The following is a 17530-nucleotide window of genomic DNA, read 5'->3' on the forward strand; positions in this document are numbered from 1 at the left end:
CTCAGCCCTCTCCCCGATCCAGCCGGGCCACGGTCAGGAAAGCCTCGGGCGCCACGCGGATGGCGGCGCCGGTGGGGCAGGCGCGCACGCAGGCTGGGCCGCCCTCGATCCCCGAGCACATGTCGCACTTGATCGCCTTCTTGGGCTTCTCGATCGCCGGATCGGCATGGGTGGCGGACCATTCGTGGCTGGGCTCGCCCGGCCCCGGCCCCTTGCCGAACAGGAACCAGCTCAGCAGGCCCGGCTTCTTCGGCGGCACCTTGTCCATGCGGATCACGCCATAGGGGCAGTTGCGCTGGCAATTGCCGCAGCCGATGCAGGTATCGTTGATGAACACCTCGCCGTCCGGCCCGCGATGGATGGCGTTGGGCGGGCAATCGGCCATGCAGTGCGGATGCTCGCAATGCCGGCAGGAAGTCGGCACGTGCAGGTGGGCGAAGGTCCGCCCCGCCTCACGGTCCAGCCGCGACAGGCCGTCATGGCTGTCGGCGCAGGCCTTCTCGCAATTGTCGCAGCCGACGCAGAGATTCTCGTCGATCAGCAGCACGTCGGTCGCCTCGCCCACGCCCTGTTCGACCAGGAAGTTCGCGACCGAGGAATACATGTCGACCACGGAGGAGAAGCTGTCCTTCCGCGCCTCGACGAAGGCATTCAGGTCCTGGCGCTGGGCCATGTCCCGCTTCGCCTTTTCCAGCAGGTCGGGCTTGCGGTCGAGCAGGCGGCGGAACGCCGCGCCGTCCAGCCGGATCACTTCGGACTTGATCGCCGCGCGCACCGTCGCCGTGCGCGGCGCGCCATCGATCACCGCCATCTCGCCGACATAGGAACCGGCCGGCAGGTAGGAGAGGAACACCGGCTTGCCGCCAATCGACTTCTCGACCACCATCGATCCCACGCGGATGACGAAGATGTCGCAGCCGTCCTCGCCCTCGGTGATGATCGCCTTGCCCGCGCTCACCGATTCCACCCTGGCGGTGGCCGTCACCTCGGCCAGGTCCTCCGGCGTCAGGCCCGATCCGAACATCTGGAGCAACTGCCGCTCGGTCGAGATGCGCGTCACCACGCGCCGGGCGGCCGGGTTGGACGCCATCAGCTTCAGCGCGGCGGTGCGCGATACCTCGACCAGGATCGAATCCTCCGCCGCGCGGATGGTGGCGCCGCGCCGGCGACCGGAAATCAGCCCCACCTCGCCGAAGATCGATCCCCGCCCGATCCGCACCCGCCCGGCCACGTCCACCGATCCCGATGCGATGCCGAACAGCGAGGAACCGGGATCGTCCTTCTCGAACACCGTCTCGCCGATGCGATAGGCCCGCACCTCGGAATCCAGCATGAACTCCCGCATCTGCAGCGGCGAAAGATCGTTCAGTATCTCCACGTTGGCGCGCAGATATTCCAGCCACTGGTCCACCGTGCGGCGGCGCGGCAGACGCTTGAACTTGGCTTCCAGGATCGGCTCGTCGGCCGGCTTCAGGCTGCTGTTGCCGTTGATGATCTCGACGACGTCATAGCCCTGGTTCATGCAGTGCTTGATCAGCGGATAGCCCGCCAGCGCGCCGATCACGTAGATGCCGGGCGCGGAAACGCTTTCGAACGTCGCCGTCAGCCGGGGAAAGGCCTCGCGATCCTCGCTGGTGAATTCGACGCCGCAGCTTTCGATGAACTTGCGCGGCGGCGCCGATCCCATCCGGGCGATGATCCGGTCGCAGCGGATGCGCGCCTCGCCATCGCGCGTGTCCAGCGTCAGCCAGCCCGGCTCCACCTTGCCGGGCGTCGTATCCGTCATCACCGCCAGCCGGCCGCCGTCGCGCATCGCGAACAGGCCCTTGACGTTGGCATCCTTGGCCCGGCTGAAATCGGCCGATCGGTTGAGGATGGTCACATGGTTGCGCTGGGCCGGGTCCTGCGCCAGGCCCACCGCATTCTCGATCCCGGCGTCGCCCGCACCGATCACGGTGATATGCTCGTCCACATAGGCGCCCGGATCGTCGAGCTGATATTGCACATGCGGCAGGTCTCCGCCGGGGATGCGCAGCAGATTGGGGTTGCCCTGCGTGCCGATCGCCAGGATCACCGCCTCGGCCCGGATCACCTCGCCCCCGCCCAGGGTGAGGCTGAAATCCCCCTTGCCGCCGGCGATCGCCTTCACCTCGGCATTGAGGCGGACGTTCACGCCCTGCTCGGCGGCCTGCCGGTCCCATGCGCCCAGCACCGCCTCGCGCTTGCCGGCATCGAAGTCCATGTCCGAACGCAGCACGAGCTGGCTCGGCGTCGCCATGACGTGCTTGCCCTTCTGATATTTGAAGATCGTATCGGAAAGGTGGTCCGTCTTTTCCAGAAGGATGTGGGAAATGCCGAGCGCCGCCGCCCGCGCGGCCGCGCTGAGCCCGGCCGGCCCCGAGCCGATGATCGCAATGCGATAGGCGTCCGCCACTTTTCCCCCAGCCCCCCGCGATCCGGCTCCCACCAGCCGGCCTGTGCATCACCTTTCAGGCGACACCCAACGCTTTTTCCTTTGTCACCTTAACATTAGGTGGAGCAACCGCAGAATTGTCGCGATCGCAGGCCACCCGCAAAACGCGTCCCTATAGAAGCACCGCCATCACCCGGCGATTTTCCGGCGCGGTCGGCGCCACGCCCGGCAGCGGGCGGGACGATCCGAAGCCCGCAACCTCCAGCCGGCCCGCGGAAACCCCGGCTCCGGCAAGGAAATCCGCCACCGCCTGCGCCCGGCGGCGGGAAAGATCGCGATTGGCCGCCGCCGATCCCGAGGCATCGGTATGCCCTTCGATCCGCAGCCGCCGTCCATTGAGCTTCGGCCCGTTCAGCACGGCCGCATAACGGGCCAGCCGCGCCTTGGCCGCATCGGTCAGCTCGGCGGAATTGGGCAGGAAGGAAACGCCCAGATTGGCCGCCCCCGGTTGCGCGGGCGCCACCGTCCTGGGCGCGGGCGCGGCTGCCGCCTGGGCTGCCTGCGGCGTGGCCCCCGGCGCCGGCGCGCGACGGAAGCTGAACCCGCGCGAAGCCCCGCCCCGCGGCTCGCCGCGCGCCGGTTCCTGCGCCGTCGCGGCGCCGGCATCACCGTCCGCGCAATCGCCCGTCAGGTCGCACAGCAGCCGCGCCGCTTCCGGGTCGGCCTGCGCCATCGCCGGGTGCGTGGTGGCGAGCAGTGCGCCCAGCATCACCGGGCCGAAAAGCAATTTCATCGTTCGCATTCCTCACAAGGGCGGGCGTCCATCCCGCTTCCCGTTTCCGGGCATCGCTGCCCTTACCATCCTCTATCCGCCGGTTCGGCCGGGCGATCAGTGATCCGCATCACGCTGATCGCCGCTTTTTCCGCGACCTATCGGCTGTCGATGCGGAACCATATCATGTCCGCGTCCCATTCCCCGCTCGCGGTGGCGGCGCGCAGCGTCCGCGCGAACTCCGCCGACGGCTGCACCGTGCCCTGCGGCATCGCCTTGGCCAGCGGCCGATCGCCCACCACCACGAACAGGCCGGTCCAGCCGAGATGATCGGGATAGATGTTGAACTCCCACTTGCCGTTGCCGGCCTTCACCAGCCCGACATCCGCATCCTTGAGCGCATCGATCGCCTTCGCATCGGGCAGGGCCCAGGTCACGACGCCCGATGGCTCGACGCCGAACAGCGCCACCGACTTGTCCTTGGCAGCCAGCGATATGGCGACACGGGCGAGCGATTGCCCCGTCGCGGGATCGAGGAAGAAGGGATCGCCCGTCACCCGCAGCCGTCCGCCCGGCAACTTACGCAGCCGGCGCGGCTCATCGATGGCCGGGCATTCGCGCGGGTCGATGGTGGCCACCTTGTCGATCGATACCGATCGCACCGTGAGGTTTTCGGCCCCGGCGACATCCAGCACCATCTGCCGCGCCGCCGCCGGATCGCCCGCCACGCCGATCAGGCCGATATGGCCGTCCGCGCCGGACTGGATGGGATCGACATGCAGCCAGGCGCAATCGATCCGGGCCAGATGCGGCTCCACCTTCTGCGCAAGGCTCGGCGCGGCGGAACGGAGCAGGAAGAAGCCGATCGCCCCGGCCAAAACCAGCGCGCCGATGGCGCCCGCGACCCATGCCTTGTTGATCGGCCTGCCCGGCGGGGGCGGCGGTTCGGGCAGCGCCACCGGCGCCACCTGCCCGCTCGCCATGAAATCGCGCGCCGCCGCGACCACGGCCCCCACTTCGCCGGCCGTGCCGCGAAACGGCGCGACATCGACGGGCTCGTGCCCGCCGAAACCGAAGGGCAGCTCCACCTTGTCCAGCAGCAGGCCCAGATAGGCGCCGCGCTCCTTCGCGGCCTCCGCCTCGTCGATCACGTCGGCGCCGGTATCGTCGTCCACGGACGTGCGGGACCAGCAGATCAGGCAGAGCCGCGCATCCGCCATCGCCCCGGCGATCGCTGCCTTGCGATCCTGGCCGGGCTGGATGTCCCTGTCCCACCACAGGCTGTAGCCGGCGGCGCGCAGGCCTTCCGCGATCTTCGCCGCGCGATCGCCATCGGCCAGCGAATAGGCAAGATAGATGTCGCTCATGCCCCGGCGCCTTCCCCGCGCCGCGGCCACGCAAGCGGCAGCACCGCCAGCGCCAGCAGCACGCTCAGCACCAGGCTCGCATTGAAACCGTCCACTGATCCCCCCAGGATGGCGGGGCCGGCGAGATCGAAGTCGAACACCGCCCCGAAATCGCCGACGCCGGGGTTCGGATAGGCGCCGATCAGCGCCTCCTCCCCCCAATTATAGCCGAAATGCGCCAGGATCGGCGCCAGCAGCCCGCCCGTGCGGAGCGCGAGCAGGCCGAACCATATGCCCGCCAGCGTGATGTTCAAGAGAGATACCGGGTCATCCCAGCCGCCAGCGACATGAATCAGGGTAAACAGGCCCGCGCTCGCCAGCACGCCCGGCCCCTTGCCCCACGCATCGACCAGAATGGGCTGCAACAGCCCGCGCAGCAGCAGCTCCTCGCCGATCACCTGCGCCAGGATGGCCGCAAACCCGATGCCCATCAGCGACGCGGGCACCGCGGCCACGGGATTGCGGATCGCCACCCCCGCCGCCACCGCGATCGCCAGCAGGACGAGGATCAGGACGAGCGCGACCGGCAAAGCGAACAGGGCAATCCGCCCGCCGCCCAGCCGCAAGCCCGGCCGGAACAGCACCACCCCCAGCACGCCGGCCAGGATCATCGCCGCCGACACGCCAAACCGGATGCTGGCCGACATACCCAGATCGGCGCCCCACGCCTCCGGCAGGCCGGCGACGGCATCGGGCAGCAGCAACAGCGCCGTCACGCTGGTGATCGCAACCCACAGGATCGCGGCCAAGGCCCGCGCCTGCGCACGCATCCGATTATCCCCCATCGCCTCCCCCGCGATCGCGACGCATCCGTTCCGATCGGCGCTCTTCCCCGGAGCGTCGCCTGCCGGTCGCGTTTCATCCACTCTACCAATCCGCCGATCCGGCGCTAGACTGGAAAGCGAAAGCAATCGGGGGATACAGGAAGACGTGGCGGAGGAAGGGCAGCCCGACGGCGCAAAGGCCGGACGGACGATCACGGTCGATCGGCACCAGAACGGCCTGCCGTTCGCGCGAATCGCGCTGGCCGGGGCGGCCGCGATCGCGCTCGTCGCCGTGGGCCTTCAATTCTCGAAGGGCGGCGCGACGGGTGACACGGCGGTCGCGTCCGCCCCGGCCGATCAGCCCCTTTCCCAGCAGGCCGATGTCGGCACGATGATCGCGCGGCTGGAAAAGAAGCTCGCCGACACGCCCGATGATGCCGAAGGCTGGCGGATGCTCGGCTGGTCCTATTACGGCACCGGCCGCTTCGCCGATGCAGTGAAGGCCTATCGCAGGGCGACCGCGCTCGATCCCGCCAATGCGGAAGGATGGTCCGCGCTGGGCGAGGCGATCGTGCTCGCCCTCCCATCCGGCCAGCCCGCCGCGATCACGCCGGAAGCGGACGCCGCCTTCCGCAAGGCGGTTTCGATCGATCCGGCGAACCCGCGCGCCCGTTATTTCCTGGGGGTGAAGAAGGATCTGGCCGGCGATCACAAGGGCGCGATCGACGACTGGATCGCCCTTCTCAAGGATACGCCCGCCGGTGCCCCCTGGGAGGGCAATGTCCGCCAGACGATCGAGCAGACGGCCGCGCAGAACAATATCGACCTCGCCGGACGCATGCCGGCACCCGCCGTCCCGCCCGGCTCGGCCGCGACCGATGCGATCCCCGGCCCGACGCGGGAGGACATCGCCGCCGCCTCGGCGCTGCCGCCCGGCCAGCAGGATGCGATGGTGCGCGGCATGGTCGACAGCCTGGCCGCCAAGCTGAAGGCCGATCCGAAGAATGCCGATGGCTGGCTGCGGCTGATCCGCAGCTACACGGTGCTGGGCGACAGGAAGGCCGCCGCCGGGGCGCTCAAGGATGCCCGCGCCGCTTTCGCCGGGGATGCGCCCACGCTCGCGAGGATCGACGAGGGCGCCCGCCAGCTCGGAATAAGCGCCCCCTGATCCGGCTGCTGTCCGTCGTCGGCACGCGGCCGGAAGCGATCAAGATCGCTCCCATCGCCCGTGCCGCCGCCGCGCGGCCCGCGATCGATCACCGGCTGGTCGCGACGGGCCAGCATCGCGAACTGTTCGACGACATGGCGGCCGCCTTCGGCCTGACGGTGGATCGCAACCTCGCCCTCGGCGAAACCGGCCAGACGATCGAGGCGCTCGAACGGCGCATCGCCGCCGCCCTGCCCGCCCTGGCCGATGAGCTGCGGCCGGACATGATCCTCGTCCAGGGGGATACCACCAGCGCCTGGGGCTCCGCGCTCGCCGCCCACCGGCTGGGCATGGCCGTCGGCCATGTCGAGGCGGGGCTGCGCAGCCACGACCTCGCCTTGCCGTTTCCGGAGGAACGCAACCGCGTGGAGATCGACGCCGTCTCCACCCTGCTGTTCGCGCCCACCACCGCCGCCCGCGCCAATCTGGAAGCGGAGCCCGCCGTCACGGGCCGCATCCACGTCACCGGCAATACCGGCATCGATGCCCTGTTGTGGATGCGGGGAATGGCCGCCGGGCATCGCCTGCATGATGGCGGCCGCCGGCTGGTCCTCGTCACCTGCCACCGGCGCGAGAATATCGGCGCGGGCATTGCGGGGATCTGCGAGGCGCTCCGCCGCCTTGCCCGCCGGCCGGACGTGCGGATCGTGCTGCCGCTCCATCCCAATCCTTCCGTCCGGGCCGGCATAAGGGAGGCGCTGGCGGGCATCGCCAATATCGAGCTTCTCGATCCGCTCGATTATCCCACGATGGTGCGGATGATGGACGGCGCCCACCTGATCCTGAGCGATTCTGGCGGCTTGCAGGAAGAGGCCCCAGCGCTGGGCGTCCCCCTGCTGGTGCTGAGGGACAATAGCGAGCGGCCGGAAGCGCTCGCCACCGGCAACATCGCGCTCGTCGGCACCGATCCCGACCGGATCGTCGCGGCCGCGACCCGCCTGCTCGACAATCCGGCCGCTTATGCCGCCATGGCGGTTCCGGCCTATCCCTATGGCCGGGGCGACGCCGCCGAACGCATATTGGACGCGATCGAGGATTGGGCCGCCACATTCCGCCCCCGCGCGTCGCAGCCGGCATCCGGCCGTTCGCCGCCTGCGTCCCAAGCCTAGCTTCTCCGCCGTCAAGGCCAGCCCGCTTGCCTTCCGGGCGCCGCTCCCCCAAGGGGATCGCGAAAGGATGACGAACATGGCGACGAACTGGACGCCCGACAGCTGGACGCAATATGAGGCCCGCCAGCTCCCCGAATATGCCGACAAGGCCGCGCTCGACCGCGCGACTGCCGAGCTTGCGCACTATCCCCCGCTGGTCTTTGCCGGCGAGGCGCGCGCGCTTACGGCGGATCTGGCGCAGGTGGCGGCCGGCAAGGCATTTCTGCTTCAGGGCGGGGATTGCGCCGAAAGCTTCGCCGAATTCCATCCGAACAATATCCGCGACACCTTCCGCGTCATCCTGCAGATGGCGGTGGTGCTCACTTATGCCTCCAAGCTGCCGGTGGTGAAGGTGGGCCGCATGGCCGGCCAGTTCGCCAAGCCGCGGTCGGCCAATATGGAGGAGGTGAACGGCGTATCGCTGCCCAGCTATCGCGGCGATATCGTCAACGACATCGCCTTCGATGCCGCCTCGCGCGAACCCGATCCCGATCGCATGATCCGCGCCTACAACCAGGCGGCGGCCACGCTCAACCTGCTGCGCGCCTTCGCGCAGGGCGGCTATGCCAACCTCCATCAGGTCCACGCCTGGACGCTGGATTTCATGGGCCGCAGCCCGTGGGCCGCGCAATATCAGGCGGTGGCGGAACGGATCGGCGACGCGCTCGATTTCATGGCCGCCTGCGGCATCAACCCGCAGACGGTGCCGCAGCTCAACGGCACCAATTTCTACACCAGCCACGAAGCGCTGCTGCTGCCCTACGAACAGGCCTTCACCCGCCGCGATTCGCTGACGGGCGACTGGTATGACACGTCGGCCCACATGCTGTGGATCGGCGATCGCACCCGCTTCGAAGGATCGGCGCATGTCGAATATCTGCGCGGCATCGGCAACCCGATCGGCCTGAAATGCGGGCCGAGCCTGGAGCCGGACGCGCTGCTGCGCCTGCTCGACACGCTCGATCCCGCCCGCACGCCGGGCCGCATCACGCTCATCACCCGCTACGGCCACGACAAGATCGAAAAGCATCTGCCGTCGCTCGTCCGCGCGGTGAAGCGCGAAGGCCGGCCGGTCGTCTGGTCGTGCGATCCGATGCACGGCAATGTCGTGAAGGCTGCCAACGGCTACAAGACACGGCCGTTCGAACGCATCCTGGCGGAGGTTCGCGGCTTCTTCGCCGTGCACCGCGCCGAGGGCACCCATGGCGGCGGCATCCATGCGGAGATGACCGGCCAGAACGTCACCGAATGCACCGGCGGCGCCGTGGACGTGACCGAGCAGAGCCTGGCCGATCGCTATCACACGCATTGCGATCCGCGCCTCAATGCCGGCCAGTCGATCGAACTGGCCTTCCTGCTGGCGGAAATGCTCAACCAGGAAATGCGGGAACGGGAAAAGGCGGCCGCCTGAACGGACACGCCACCTGACGAACGAAAGGCCGCCAACCCATCCGGTTGGCGGCCTTGTTTTCATCCGGCCCTTGCCAGCCGCACCAGCGCCTCATCCAGTGCGGACAGGAAGCGCGATCGATCCGTCTTGGAGAAAGGCGGCGGCCCGCCGATCCCGTCGCCCACCGCGCCGGCCCGCAGATCGGCCATGATCGCGCGGGCCGCGATGGCGGTGCCGATCGAATTGACGGTGAAGGGCTTGCCGTTGGGCGCGATCACCTCGGCGCCGGCCTTCAGGCAGCGATCGGCCAGCAATATGTCCGCCGTCACCACCACCGCGCCCGGCCCCGCACGCTCGGCGATCCAGTCATCGGCCTCGTCGAAGCCCGCGCCCACCACCACCCGCTCGACCAGCGGATGCGCCGGCACGCGCAGGTGGCTGTTGCTGACGATCGTCACCGGCACCTCCCGGCGGAAGGCGACCTTGTAGATCTCCTCCTTCACCGGGCAGGCATCGGCATCCACCAATATCCGAAGGGGCGTGGCCATGGCCTATCGCCCGCGCCGGGGGCCTCCGGGCCTGGGCGTGGGCCGGGCCTGATGCCGGCCGGGCGGCGGCCCGCTGCGCCGGTTCTGGCGCTGCGTCTCGCGCGGGTTGCCGTGCATCGGCTCGATCAATATGCCGCCGTCGCCTTCCGGGTCGGCCCCGGCGGTGCGCTTCAGCGCCGATGCGAAGCGTGCCGCGACATGGCGGGGTATCTCGAACATCGTCTCGTCGGCGGCGATGCGGATCGCGCCCACATCCTGCTTGGTGATGTGCCCCCGCCGGCAGAGCAAGGGCAGCAGCCAGCGCGGATCGGCATTGTGCCGCCGGCCCACATTCATGTGGAACCACACCGTATCCTCGAAGCCGGGGCGCGGCCCTTCCGGCCGTTCGCGCGGCTTCGGCCCCTGATCCACCAGATCCTCCGGCGCGGGTAGCTTCGCGCGATGGCTGCGCACCAGCATCGCGGCGATATCCTCCGCGCTCAGTTCCGCCATCAGCCGCTGGCCCAGCGCGCGATCCTCCTCGTCGATCTCGACGGGCGCGGAAAGCGTGGCGAGCAGCCGCTCGCGATCGGCAGCACGGATGTCGTCCGCGGTCGGCACCGGCACCCATTCCGCCTGGATGCGCGCGCCGCGCAGCATGGATTCCACCCGCCGGCGCCGCTGATAAGGCACGATCAGCACGGCCGTGCCCTTCTTGCCGGCGCGGCCGGTGCGGCCCGAACGGTGCTGCAGCGCCTCATGGTCGCGCGGCAGCTCCACATGCACCACCAGCGAAAGCGAAGGCAGGTCGATGCCGCGCGCGGCCACGTCGGTCGCCACGCACACCCGCGCCCGGCGATCGCGCAGCGCCTGCAAGGCGTGGTTGCGCTCGCTCTGGCTATGCTCGCCCGAAAGCGCCACCGCCTGGAAACCGCGCTCCACCAGATTGGCGTGGAGGTGGCGCACCGCATCGCGCGTCGCGCAGAACAGGATCGCCGTATCCGGCTCGTGCAGGCGCAGCAGGTTCACCACCGCCGCCTCGATGTCCGAAGGCGCCACCGTCACCGCCTGATAGGTGATGTCGCCATGACCGCGATCCTCGGTCATGGTCGAAATGCGCAGCGCATCCTTCTGGTAGCGCTTGGCCAGCATCACGATCGGCTTGGGCATGGTCGCGGAAAACAGCAGGGTCCGCCGGCCCTCGGGCGTCGCGTCGAGTATCTCCTCCAGATCCTCGCGGAAGCCCATGTCGAGCATCTCGTCCGCCTCGTCGAGCACGACGACGCCCAGGCCCGACAGGTCGAGCGCCCCGCGCTCCAGATGATCGCGCAGGCGGCCGGGCGTGCCGACCACGATATGCGCGCCATGGCTCAGGTTCCGCCGCTCGCGCGATGGGTCCATGCCGCCCACGCAGGAAACGATCCGCGCGCCGGCCTTGCCGTAAAGCCACATCAGCTCGCGACTCACCTGCAGCGCCAGCTCGCGCGTCGGCGCGATGGCCAGCGCGATCGGCGCGCCGGCCGGCCCCATCCGCCCCTGATCGTCCAGCAACTGGGCGGCGATCGCCAGGCCGAACGCAACGGTCTTGCCCGATCCGGTCTGCGCGGAAACGATCAGGTCGCGATGGTCCGCGCCCTCTTCCAGCACGGCGGCTTGGACGGGCGTGGGCGCGGCATAGCCGCGTTCGGTGAGCGCTTCGCCAAGAAGCGCGGGCAATCGGGAAAAGGGCATAGGCTTGCAGATGGCAGCAAAAGCGGGGTTGGCAAGGGCTTTCGTGCAGAACAATTCCCGGCGAACGGATTCGTTCAATCCCGCCGGAGCGCCCGCATCATGATTTCAGGATCGGCGCGGCCGGGGCAATGCCGGTCCGGCCGCCGCTACAGCGCCTGCGCCGCCGCCCAGCCGCTCGCCCAGGCCCATTGGAAATTATATCCGCCCAGCCAACCGGTCACGTCCACCGCCTCGCCAATGGCATAAAGGCCCGGCACGCGCCGCGCCTCCATGGTCTTGGAGGAGAGGCCGGCGGTGTCGATGCCGCCGATCGTCACCTCCGCCTTGGCGAAACCCTCGGTGCCGTTGGGGTGGAAGGCCCAGGCCGAAAGCCTGCGGCCGGCCTCCTCCAGCGCCCGGTCGGTCATGCCGCCCAGTTCGCCGGGCAGTCCCAGCCGATCGGCCAGCGTCTCCGCCAGCCGATCGGGCAGAAGAGCCGCCAGCACCGTGCGCAGCGCCGCCTTGGGCCGCGCGCGCTTGGCCTCGACCAGCCAGCGCGCCGCCTGATCGGGCAGGAAATCGATCGTGATCGGCTGGCCGTGCCGCCAGTAAGAGGAAATCTGCAATATGGCCGGGCCAGAAAGCCCCTTATGGGTGAACAGCGCCGCCTCGCGGAACGCCGCCTTGCCGCACCGCGCGACCACATCGGCCGCCACGCCGGAAAGGCCCCGGAACAACGCCTCTTCGCCGCCCAGCGTCAACGGCACCAGCGCCGGGCGCGGCTCCACCACCTTCAGGCCGAACTGGCGGGCAAGATCATAGGCATATCCCGTCGCCCCCATCTTCGGGATGGAAGGCCCGCCGGTCGCGATCACCAGTGCCGGCGCCCGCACCGTCCGCCGCGCCAGCTCTACGCGGAACAGCCCGTCGCCATGGCCGACGCTGCCGATCGCCTCGCCCAGCGCCGTCTCCACGCCGCCCGCGCGGCATTCCGCCTCCAGCATCGCCACGATCTGACGGGCGGAGCCGTCGCAGAAAAGCTGGCCCAGCGTCTTTTCATGCCAGGCAATGCCATGGCGATCGACCAGCGCAATGAAGTCGTCCGAGGCATATCGCCCCAGCGCCGATCGGGCGAAATGGGGATTGGCGGAAAGATAACGGTCGGGCGCGGTGTGGATGTTGGTGAAGTTGCACCGTCCGCCGCCCGAAATCAGGATCTTCTTGCCCGGCTCGTCCGCCCGGTCGATCAGCAGCACGCGCCGGCCCCTCTGCCCGGCCACGGCCGCGCACATCATGCCCGCGGCGCCGGCGCCCAGGATCAGCACGTCATATCGATCGGTATCGCTCACCGGGCGGCGCCTGCCCCACCGGCCCCTTCCCGTCAATCGGCCGCATCCTTTCCCGCATCGCCGCGTTCAGCCGGCATCATGCACCGGGGGCTGTGTCGTCCGGGCAGAAGATGCTAGTTTCGCACCCGGCCCGATCGGCCGCGCACCGCCACGGAGTATGCCCATGAAGATGAAGGCCGCCGTCGCCCACGCATTCAAGCAACCGCTCCGCATCGAGGAGGTCGACGTCCCCACCCCCGGCCCCGGCGAGGTCTTGGTGAAGGTCGTGGCCAGCGGCGTCTGCCACACCGATCTCCACGCCATCGACGGCGACTGGCCGGCCAAGCCCACCCTGCCGCTGATCCCCGGCCACGAAGGCGTCGGCTATGTCGCCGCCGTCGGCGCCGGCGTCACGGATGTGAAGGAAGGCGATGCCGTGGGCGTGCCCTGGCTGCACGATGCCTGCCGCGCGTGCGAATTCTGCGAAACCGGGTGGGAAACGCTGTGCGAGCGCCAGCACAATACCGGATACAGCGTGAACGGCGGCTTCGCCGAATATGTCGTCGCCAGCGCGCCCTTCGTCGGCCATCTGCCGAAGGACACGGATTTCGTGGCGATGGCGCCGATCCTCTGCGCCGGCGTCACCGTCTATAAGGGCCTCAAGGAAACCGAGGCGCGGCCCGGCGAATGGGTGGTGATCTCCGGCATCGGCGGCCTCGGCCATGTCGCCATCCAATATGCCAAGGCGATGGGGCTGCACGTCGTCGCGCTGGATGTCGCGGCGGACAAGCTGGCGCTGGCGAAGCAGGTCGGCGCCGATCTCGCCTTCGATGCCCGCGCCAACGATCTGGCGGATCAGGTCCACAAGGCCACCTCCGGCGGGGCGCAGGGCGTGCTGGTGACGGCGGTGTCCCCCGCCGCCTTCGGCCAGGCCATCGCCTGCGCGCGGCGCAAGGGCACGGTCAGCCTCGTCGGCCTGCCGCCGGGCGATTTCCCCACGCCGATCTTCGATGTCGTGCTGAAACGCATCACGGTGCGCGGGTCGATCGTCGGCACCCGGCGCGATCTGGCCGAGGCGATCGACTTCGCCGTGCGCGGCCAGGTGAAGGCCCATGTCACCGCCCGCCCGCTGGACGATGTGAACGCCGTGCTGGACGAACTGCGCGCCGGCAAGGTCGAAGGCCGGATCGCGCTGGTACCCTGACGCCTCAAAATCTTGCCGTCATGCTGACGAAGGTCAGCATCCATTATCGTTACGCTCGCGATCGAATGTAGCGTCAATGGATCCTGGCTTCCGCCAGGATGACGGAGGTCCTCTACTCCAGCACGCCCTCGTGCAGCCGCACCACGCGATCCATCCGGGCCGCCAGCCGTTCGTTATGGGTGGCGACCAGCGCGGCCGATCCCTCGCCGCGCACCAGCCGCAGGAACTCCGCCAGCACCACGTCGGCGGTCGCCTCGTCCAGATTGCCGGTCGGCTCGTCCGCCAGCACCAGCGCCGGCCGGTTGGCGAGCGCGCGGGCCACCGCCACGCGCTGCTGCTCGCCGCCGGAAAGCTTGCTCGGCCGGTGATCCAGCCGGTGCGCCAGCCCCAGCGCGTCCAGCAGCACCCGTGCCCGCGCATTGGCCTCCAGCGGGGTCGCCCCATGGATCAGCTGCGGCAGCTCGACATTCTCGATCGCCGAGAAATCGGGCAGCAGATGGTGGAACTGATAGACGAAGCCCAGCGCCTCGCGGCGCAGCCGGGTCCGCCCGTCATTGTCCAGCCGCGATGCCTCCTGCCCCTGGATGCGGATCGATCCCTCGAACCCGCCTTCCAGCAGCCCCACCGCCTGCAGCAGGGTGGACTTGCCCGATCCCGACGGGCCGAGCAGCGCCACGATCTCGCCCGCGTCCACATGCAGGTCGACGCCGCGCAACACGTGGATCTCCACCTCGGCCTGGCGGAAGCTGCGCTTCAGCCCCGTGGTCCGCAGCACCTCATTCATAACGCAGCACCTGCACCGGATCGGTCTTGGCCGCCCGCCAGGCCGGGATCAGCGTCGCCAGAAAGCTCAGGCCCAGGGTCAGGCCGATGATCGCCGTGATCTCGAACGGATTGGCCTTGTAGGGCAGCTCCGTCAGGAAACGGATGGAGGGGTCCCACAGATTCTGCCCCGTCACCGCCTGCACGAAATTCACCACCTGCTGCCGGAACAGCGCGGTGACGACGGCGAACACGATTCCCACCACGATCCCGGCGATGCTGATCGAAAGGCCGATGGCGATGAATATCTTGAGGATGGACCGGCTGGTCGCCCCCATCGTCCGCATGATCGCGATGTCGCGCGTCTTGGCGCGCACCAGCATGATGAGGGACGACAGGATGTTGAACGCCGCCACCAGCACGATGAAGGCCAGGATCACGAACATCGCCACCCGCTCCACGGCCAGCGCCTCGAACAGGGAAGCGTTCATCTGCCGCCAGTCGGTGACGACACCCTGCCGCCCCACCTTGGCGGCCAGCGGCGCCAGGATCGCGCCCACCTTGTCGGGATCGGCGGTCTCGATCTCCACCATGCCCACGGCGTCGCCCAGCATCAGCAGGGTCTGGGCATCCTCCATCGGCAGCAGCACGAACGCCTTGTCATAATCATAGACGCCGACTTCGAAGATCGCCGCCACGCGATAGCTCACGATCCGCGGCACGGTGCCGAAAGGCGTCGTCTGGCCCTGGGGGCTGATCAGGCTGATCTGCCCGCCCACCTCCGCGCCCAGCGCCTCGGCCAGCCGCGATCCGATGGCCACATTCTCCGATCCCGGCACCAGCGCGTCCATGGTGCCGGCCACCACATGGCCCTTCAGCGTGGGATTGGCGCGGATGTCCTCCACCCGCATGCCGCGCACCAGCACGCCTTCGACCCGCCCGTCATAGCTCGCCATCAGCGGCTGCTCGATCAGCGGCGTGGCGCTGGTCACGCCGGGGGTGGCCTGCGCCTCGCGCACGATCGCCTGCCAGTCCGGCAGCCGCCCGCCATAGCCCTGGACGACGGCATGGCCGTTCAGCCCCACCACCTTGTCGAACAGCTCGGCGCGAAAGCCGTTCATCACGCTCATCACGGTGATCAGCGCCCACACCCCCAGCGTCACGGCGAACAGGCTGATCGCGGCGACGAGGAAGATGAACCCCTCGCCCTTGCCGGGCCAGAGGTAGCGCTTGGCGATGGTGCGCTCGAAGCGGGAAAGGATCACCCAGCCAGCCTCGCCAGCGCATCCTCGATGGAAAGCTCCACCTTCTCGCCCGACTTGCGGTTCTTCAGCTCGACGACGCCGCGTTCCAGCCCCTTGGGGCCGATCACCACCTGCCAGGGCAGGCCGATCAGGTCCATCGTCGCGAACTTGGCGCCGCCGCGTTCGTCGCGGTCGTCGTAAAGAGCTTCCACACCGGCCGCGTTCAGCCTGGCATAGAGGTCGTCCGCCGCCGCCGTGCACCTGGCGTCGTCGGCGCGCATGTTGATGATGCCCACCTTGTAGGGGGCCACCGCCTCCGGCCAGATGATGCCGTTGTCGTCGTGGCTCGCCTCGATGATCGCGCCCATCAGCCGGGATACGCCGATGCCGTAGCTGCCCATGTGCGGCACGACCTCGCCGCCGTCCGGCCCCTGCACCTTCAGGCCCATCGGCGCCGAATATTTGGTGCCGAAATAGAAGATGTGGCCCACTTCCACGCCGCGCGACTGGCGCAGATCGCCGCCGATCGCCGCCTCGCGCGCCTCGTCGCGCTTCTCGTCGGTCGCGGCATAATCGGCGGTGTAGCCGGAAACGATCGCCTGCAGCCCTTCCACATCGTCGAAATCGACCGAGGAAAGCTCCGCCGGCTTCTCCCAGTTGCTGTGATAGAACACCTCGCTCTCGCCGGTCGGCGCCAGCACGATGAATTCGTGGCTAAGGTCGCCGCCGATCGGGCCGGTATCGGCCTGCATCGGGATCGCGCGCAGGCCCATGCGGGCATAGGTGTTAAGGTAGGCCACGAACATCCGGTTGTAGCTGTGGCGCGCGCCGGCCTCGTCCATGTCGAAGCTGTAGGCGTCCTTCATCAGGAATTCGCGGCCGCGCATCACGCCGAAGCGGGGGCGCACCTCGTCGCGGAACTTCCACTGGATGTTGTAGAGCGTGCGCGGCAGATCACGATAGCTTTTGGCGGAATCGCGGAAGATGGCGGTGATCACCTCCTCCGCCGTGGGGCCATAGAGCATGTCCCGCTCGTGCCGGTCCTTGATACGCAGCATCTCCAGCCCGTAATCGTCATAGCGACCGGACTGGCGCCACAGGTCGGCGGACTGGATGGTCGGCATCAGAAGCTCGATCGCGCCCGCCCGGTCCTGCTCCTCGCGCACGATCTGCTCGATCTTGCGCAGCACGCGATAGCCGAGCGGCAGCCAGGCATAGATGCCGGCAGCGGTCTGCCGAATCAGGCCGGCCCGCAGCATCAGCTTGTGGCTGATGATCTGCGCGTCGGCGGGGGATTCCTTCATGACGGGGATGAAATGGCGGGAAAGGCGCATGGGTTTCCTGATCCGAAAAAGCGGCCCCTGCTCTAGAGCGATTTCGGGCCGGATGGAAACATCCTCCCGCCGGAAATAGCGGCGACGGAGAAAATCGGGCGATTTCCCGGCCAAAACCGGGCCGGCGGGCGATCATCGGCCGCCCGGCCACGCAGATCGCGACGGCATGGCGGCGGGATTGCGCTGTTGCGGATAGAACACAGCCCCCCGCCTTTCGTGCGCCTGCCCCTTCTGCCCCGGTGACAGGAACGCGGGCAGGGCTTAGGACTCGCTTCACGAATTGCAGGCAATGGCCGTGGTTCGGGGAGGGCATGAGGTGTC

Annotated in this window: 14 protein-coding genes; 4 read left to right on the top strand and 10 right to left on the bottom strand. The window is 68.8% G+C overall.

Annotation, left to right across the window (positions count from 1 at the left end; translation table 11 throughout):
- Position 1 precedes the first annotated feature (1 nt).
- The 4 genes from G432_RS03525 to G432_RS03540 form a co-directional block, all read right to left on the bottom strand.
- Positions 2–2434, bottom strand: coding sequence for a cyclic nucleotide-binding domain-containing protein (locus G432_RS03525; protein WP_015457440.1), 2433 nt, complete (start codon positions 2432–2434; stop codon positions 2–4).
- A gap of 151 nt (positions 2435–2585) precedes the next feature.
- A complete protein-coding gene (locus G432_RS03530; protein ID WP_015457441.1) occupies positions 2586–3206 on the bottom strand; it encodes an OmpA family protein in 621 nt (206 codons plus the stop codon).
- A gap of 137 nt (positions 3207–3343) precedes the next feature.
- Positions 3344–4552, bottom strand: coding sequence for a toll/interleukin-1 receptor domain-containing protein (locus G432_RS03535; RefSeq protein ID WP_015457442.1), 1209 nt, complete (start codon positions 4550–4552; stop codon positions 3344–3346).
- Positions 4549–5361 carry a CPBP family intramembrane glutamic endopeptidase gene (locus G432_RS03540; RefSeq protein WP_236626844.1) on the bottom strand — a complete coding sequence of 271 codons (813 nt, stop codon included), beginning with the start codon at positions 5359–5361 and terminating at the stop codon, positions 4549–4551. Before G432_RS03540 ends, G432_RS03535 begins: the two co-directional genes overlap by 4 nt.
- A gap of 160 nt (positions 5362–5521) precedes the next feature.
- Here G432_RS03540 and G432_RS03545 point away from each other — a divergent pair, with 160 nt between their 5' ends.
- The 3 genes from G432_RS03545 to G432_RS03555 all read left to right on the top strand — a co-directional run bounded on the left by G432_RS03545 (position 5522) and on the right by G432_RS03555 (position 9121).
- Complete coding sequence (locus G432_RS03545) at positions 5522–6523, top strand: tetratricopeptide repeat protein (protein WP_015457444.1); 1002 nt, start codon at positions 5522–5524, stop codon at positions 6521–6523.
- A gap of 44 nt (positions 6524–6567) precedes the next feature.
- Complete coding sequence (wecB, locus tag G432_RS03550; RefSeq protein WP_236626888.1) at positions 6568–7671, top strand: non-hydrolyzing UDP-N-acetylglucosamine 2-epimerase; 1104 nt, start codon at positions 6568–6570, stop codon at positions 7669–7671.
- A gap of 76 nt (positions 7672–7747) precedes the next feature.
- On the top strand, positions 7748–9121 hold the full coding sequence (locus G432_RS03555) for a class II 3-deoxy-7-phosphoheptulonate synthase (RefSeq protein WP_015457446.1): 1374 nt from the start codon (positions 7748–7750) through the stop codon (positions 9119–9121).
- 59 nt (positions 9122–9180) lie between these two features.
- Here the strand turns inward: G432_RS03555 and G432_RS03560 are convergent, their stop codons facing one another.
- The 3 genes from G432_RS03560 to G432_RS03570 form a co-directional block, all read right to left on the bottom strand.
- Complete coding sequence (locus tag G432_RS03560; RefSeq protein WP_015457447.1) at positions 9181–9648, bottom strand: YaiI/YqxD family protein; 468 nt, start codon at positions 9646–9648, stop codon at positions 9181–9183.
- A 3-nt stretch (positions 9649–9651) separates the two neighbouring features.
- Positions 9652–11358: a DEAD/DEAH box helicase gene (locus G432_RS03565; protein WP_015457448.1), complete on the bottom strand. Its 1707-nt coding sequence runs from the start codon at positions 11356–11358 to the stop codon at positions 9652–9654.
- 146 nt (positions 11359–11504) lie between these two features.
- Positions 11505–12632, bottom strand: a complete 1128-nt coding sequence (locus G432_RS03570) for an NAD(P)/FAD-dependent oxidoreductase (protein ID WP_051128795.1) — start codon at positions 12630–12632, stop codon at positions 11505–11507.
- Between the two features lie 211 nt (positions 12633–12843).
- Between G432_RS03570 and G432_RS03575 the strand changes: the two genes are divergently transcribed.
- Complete coding sequence (locus G432_RS03575; RefSeq protein WP_015457450.1) at positions 12844–13869, top strand: zinc-dependent alcohol dehydrogenase; 1026 nt, start codon at positions 12844–12846, stop codon at positions 13867–13869.
- 112 nt (positions 13870–13981) lie between these two features.
- Here the strand turns inward: G432_RS03575 and G432_RS03580 are convergent, their stop codons facing one another.
- The 3 genes from G432_RS03580 to proS are packed head-to-tail and all read right to left on the bottom strand — an operon-like array spanning position 13982 to position 17209.
- The gene (locus G432_RS03580) at positions 13982–14653 is read right to left on the bottom strand and encodes an ABC transporter ATP-binding protein (protein WP_015457451.1); all 672 of its coding nucleotides are present in this window, start codon (positions 14651–14653) and stop codon (positions 13982–13984) included.
- Positions 14646–15896 (bottom strand): lipoprotein-releasing ABC transporter permease subunit, encoded by a 1251-nt coding sequence (locus tag G432_RS03585; protein WP_015457452.1) that lies wholly within the window; start codon positions 15894–15896, stop codon positions 14646–14648. The genes G432_RS03580 and G432_RS03585 overlap by 8 nt, the downstream gene beginning before the upstream one ends.
- Entirely contained in the window at positions 15893–17209 is a 1317-nt protein-coding gene (gene proS / locus G432_RS03590) for a proline--tRNA ligase (RefSeq protein ID WP_015457453.1), read from the bottom strand. Before proS ends, G432_RS03585 begins: the two co-directional genes overlap by 4 nt.
- Positions 17210–17530: the final 321 nt, after the last annotated feature.

The sequence above is a fragment of the Sphingomonas sp. MM-1 genome, from assembly GCF_000347675.2.
GTDB lineage: Bacteria > Pseudomonadota > Alphaproteobacteria > Sphingomonadales > Sphingomonadaceae > Sphingomonas_E > Sphingomonas_E fennica.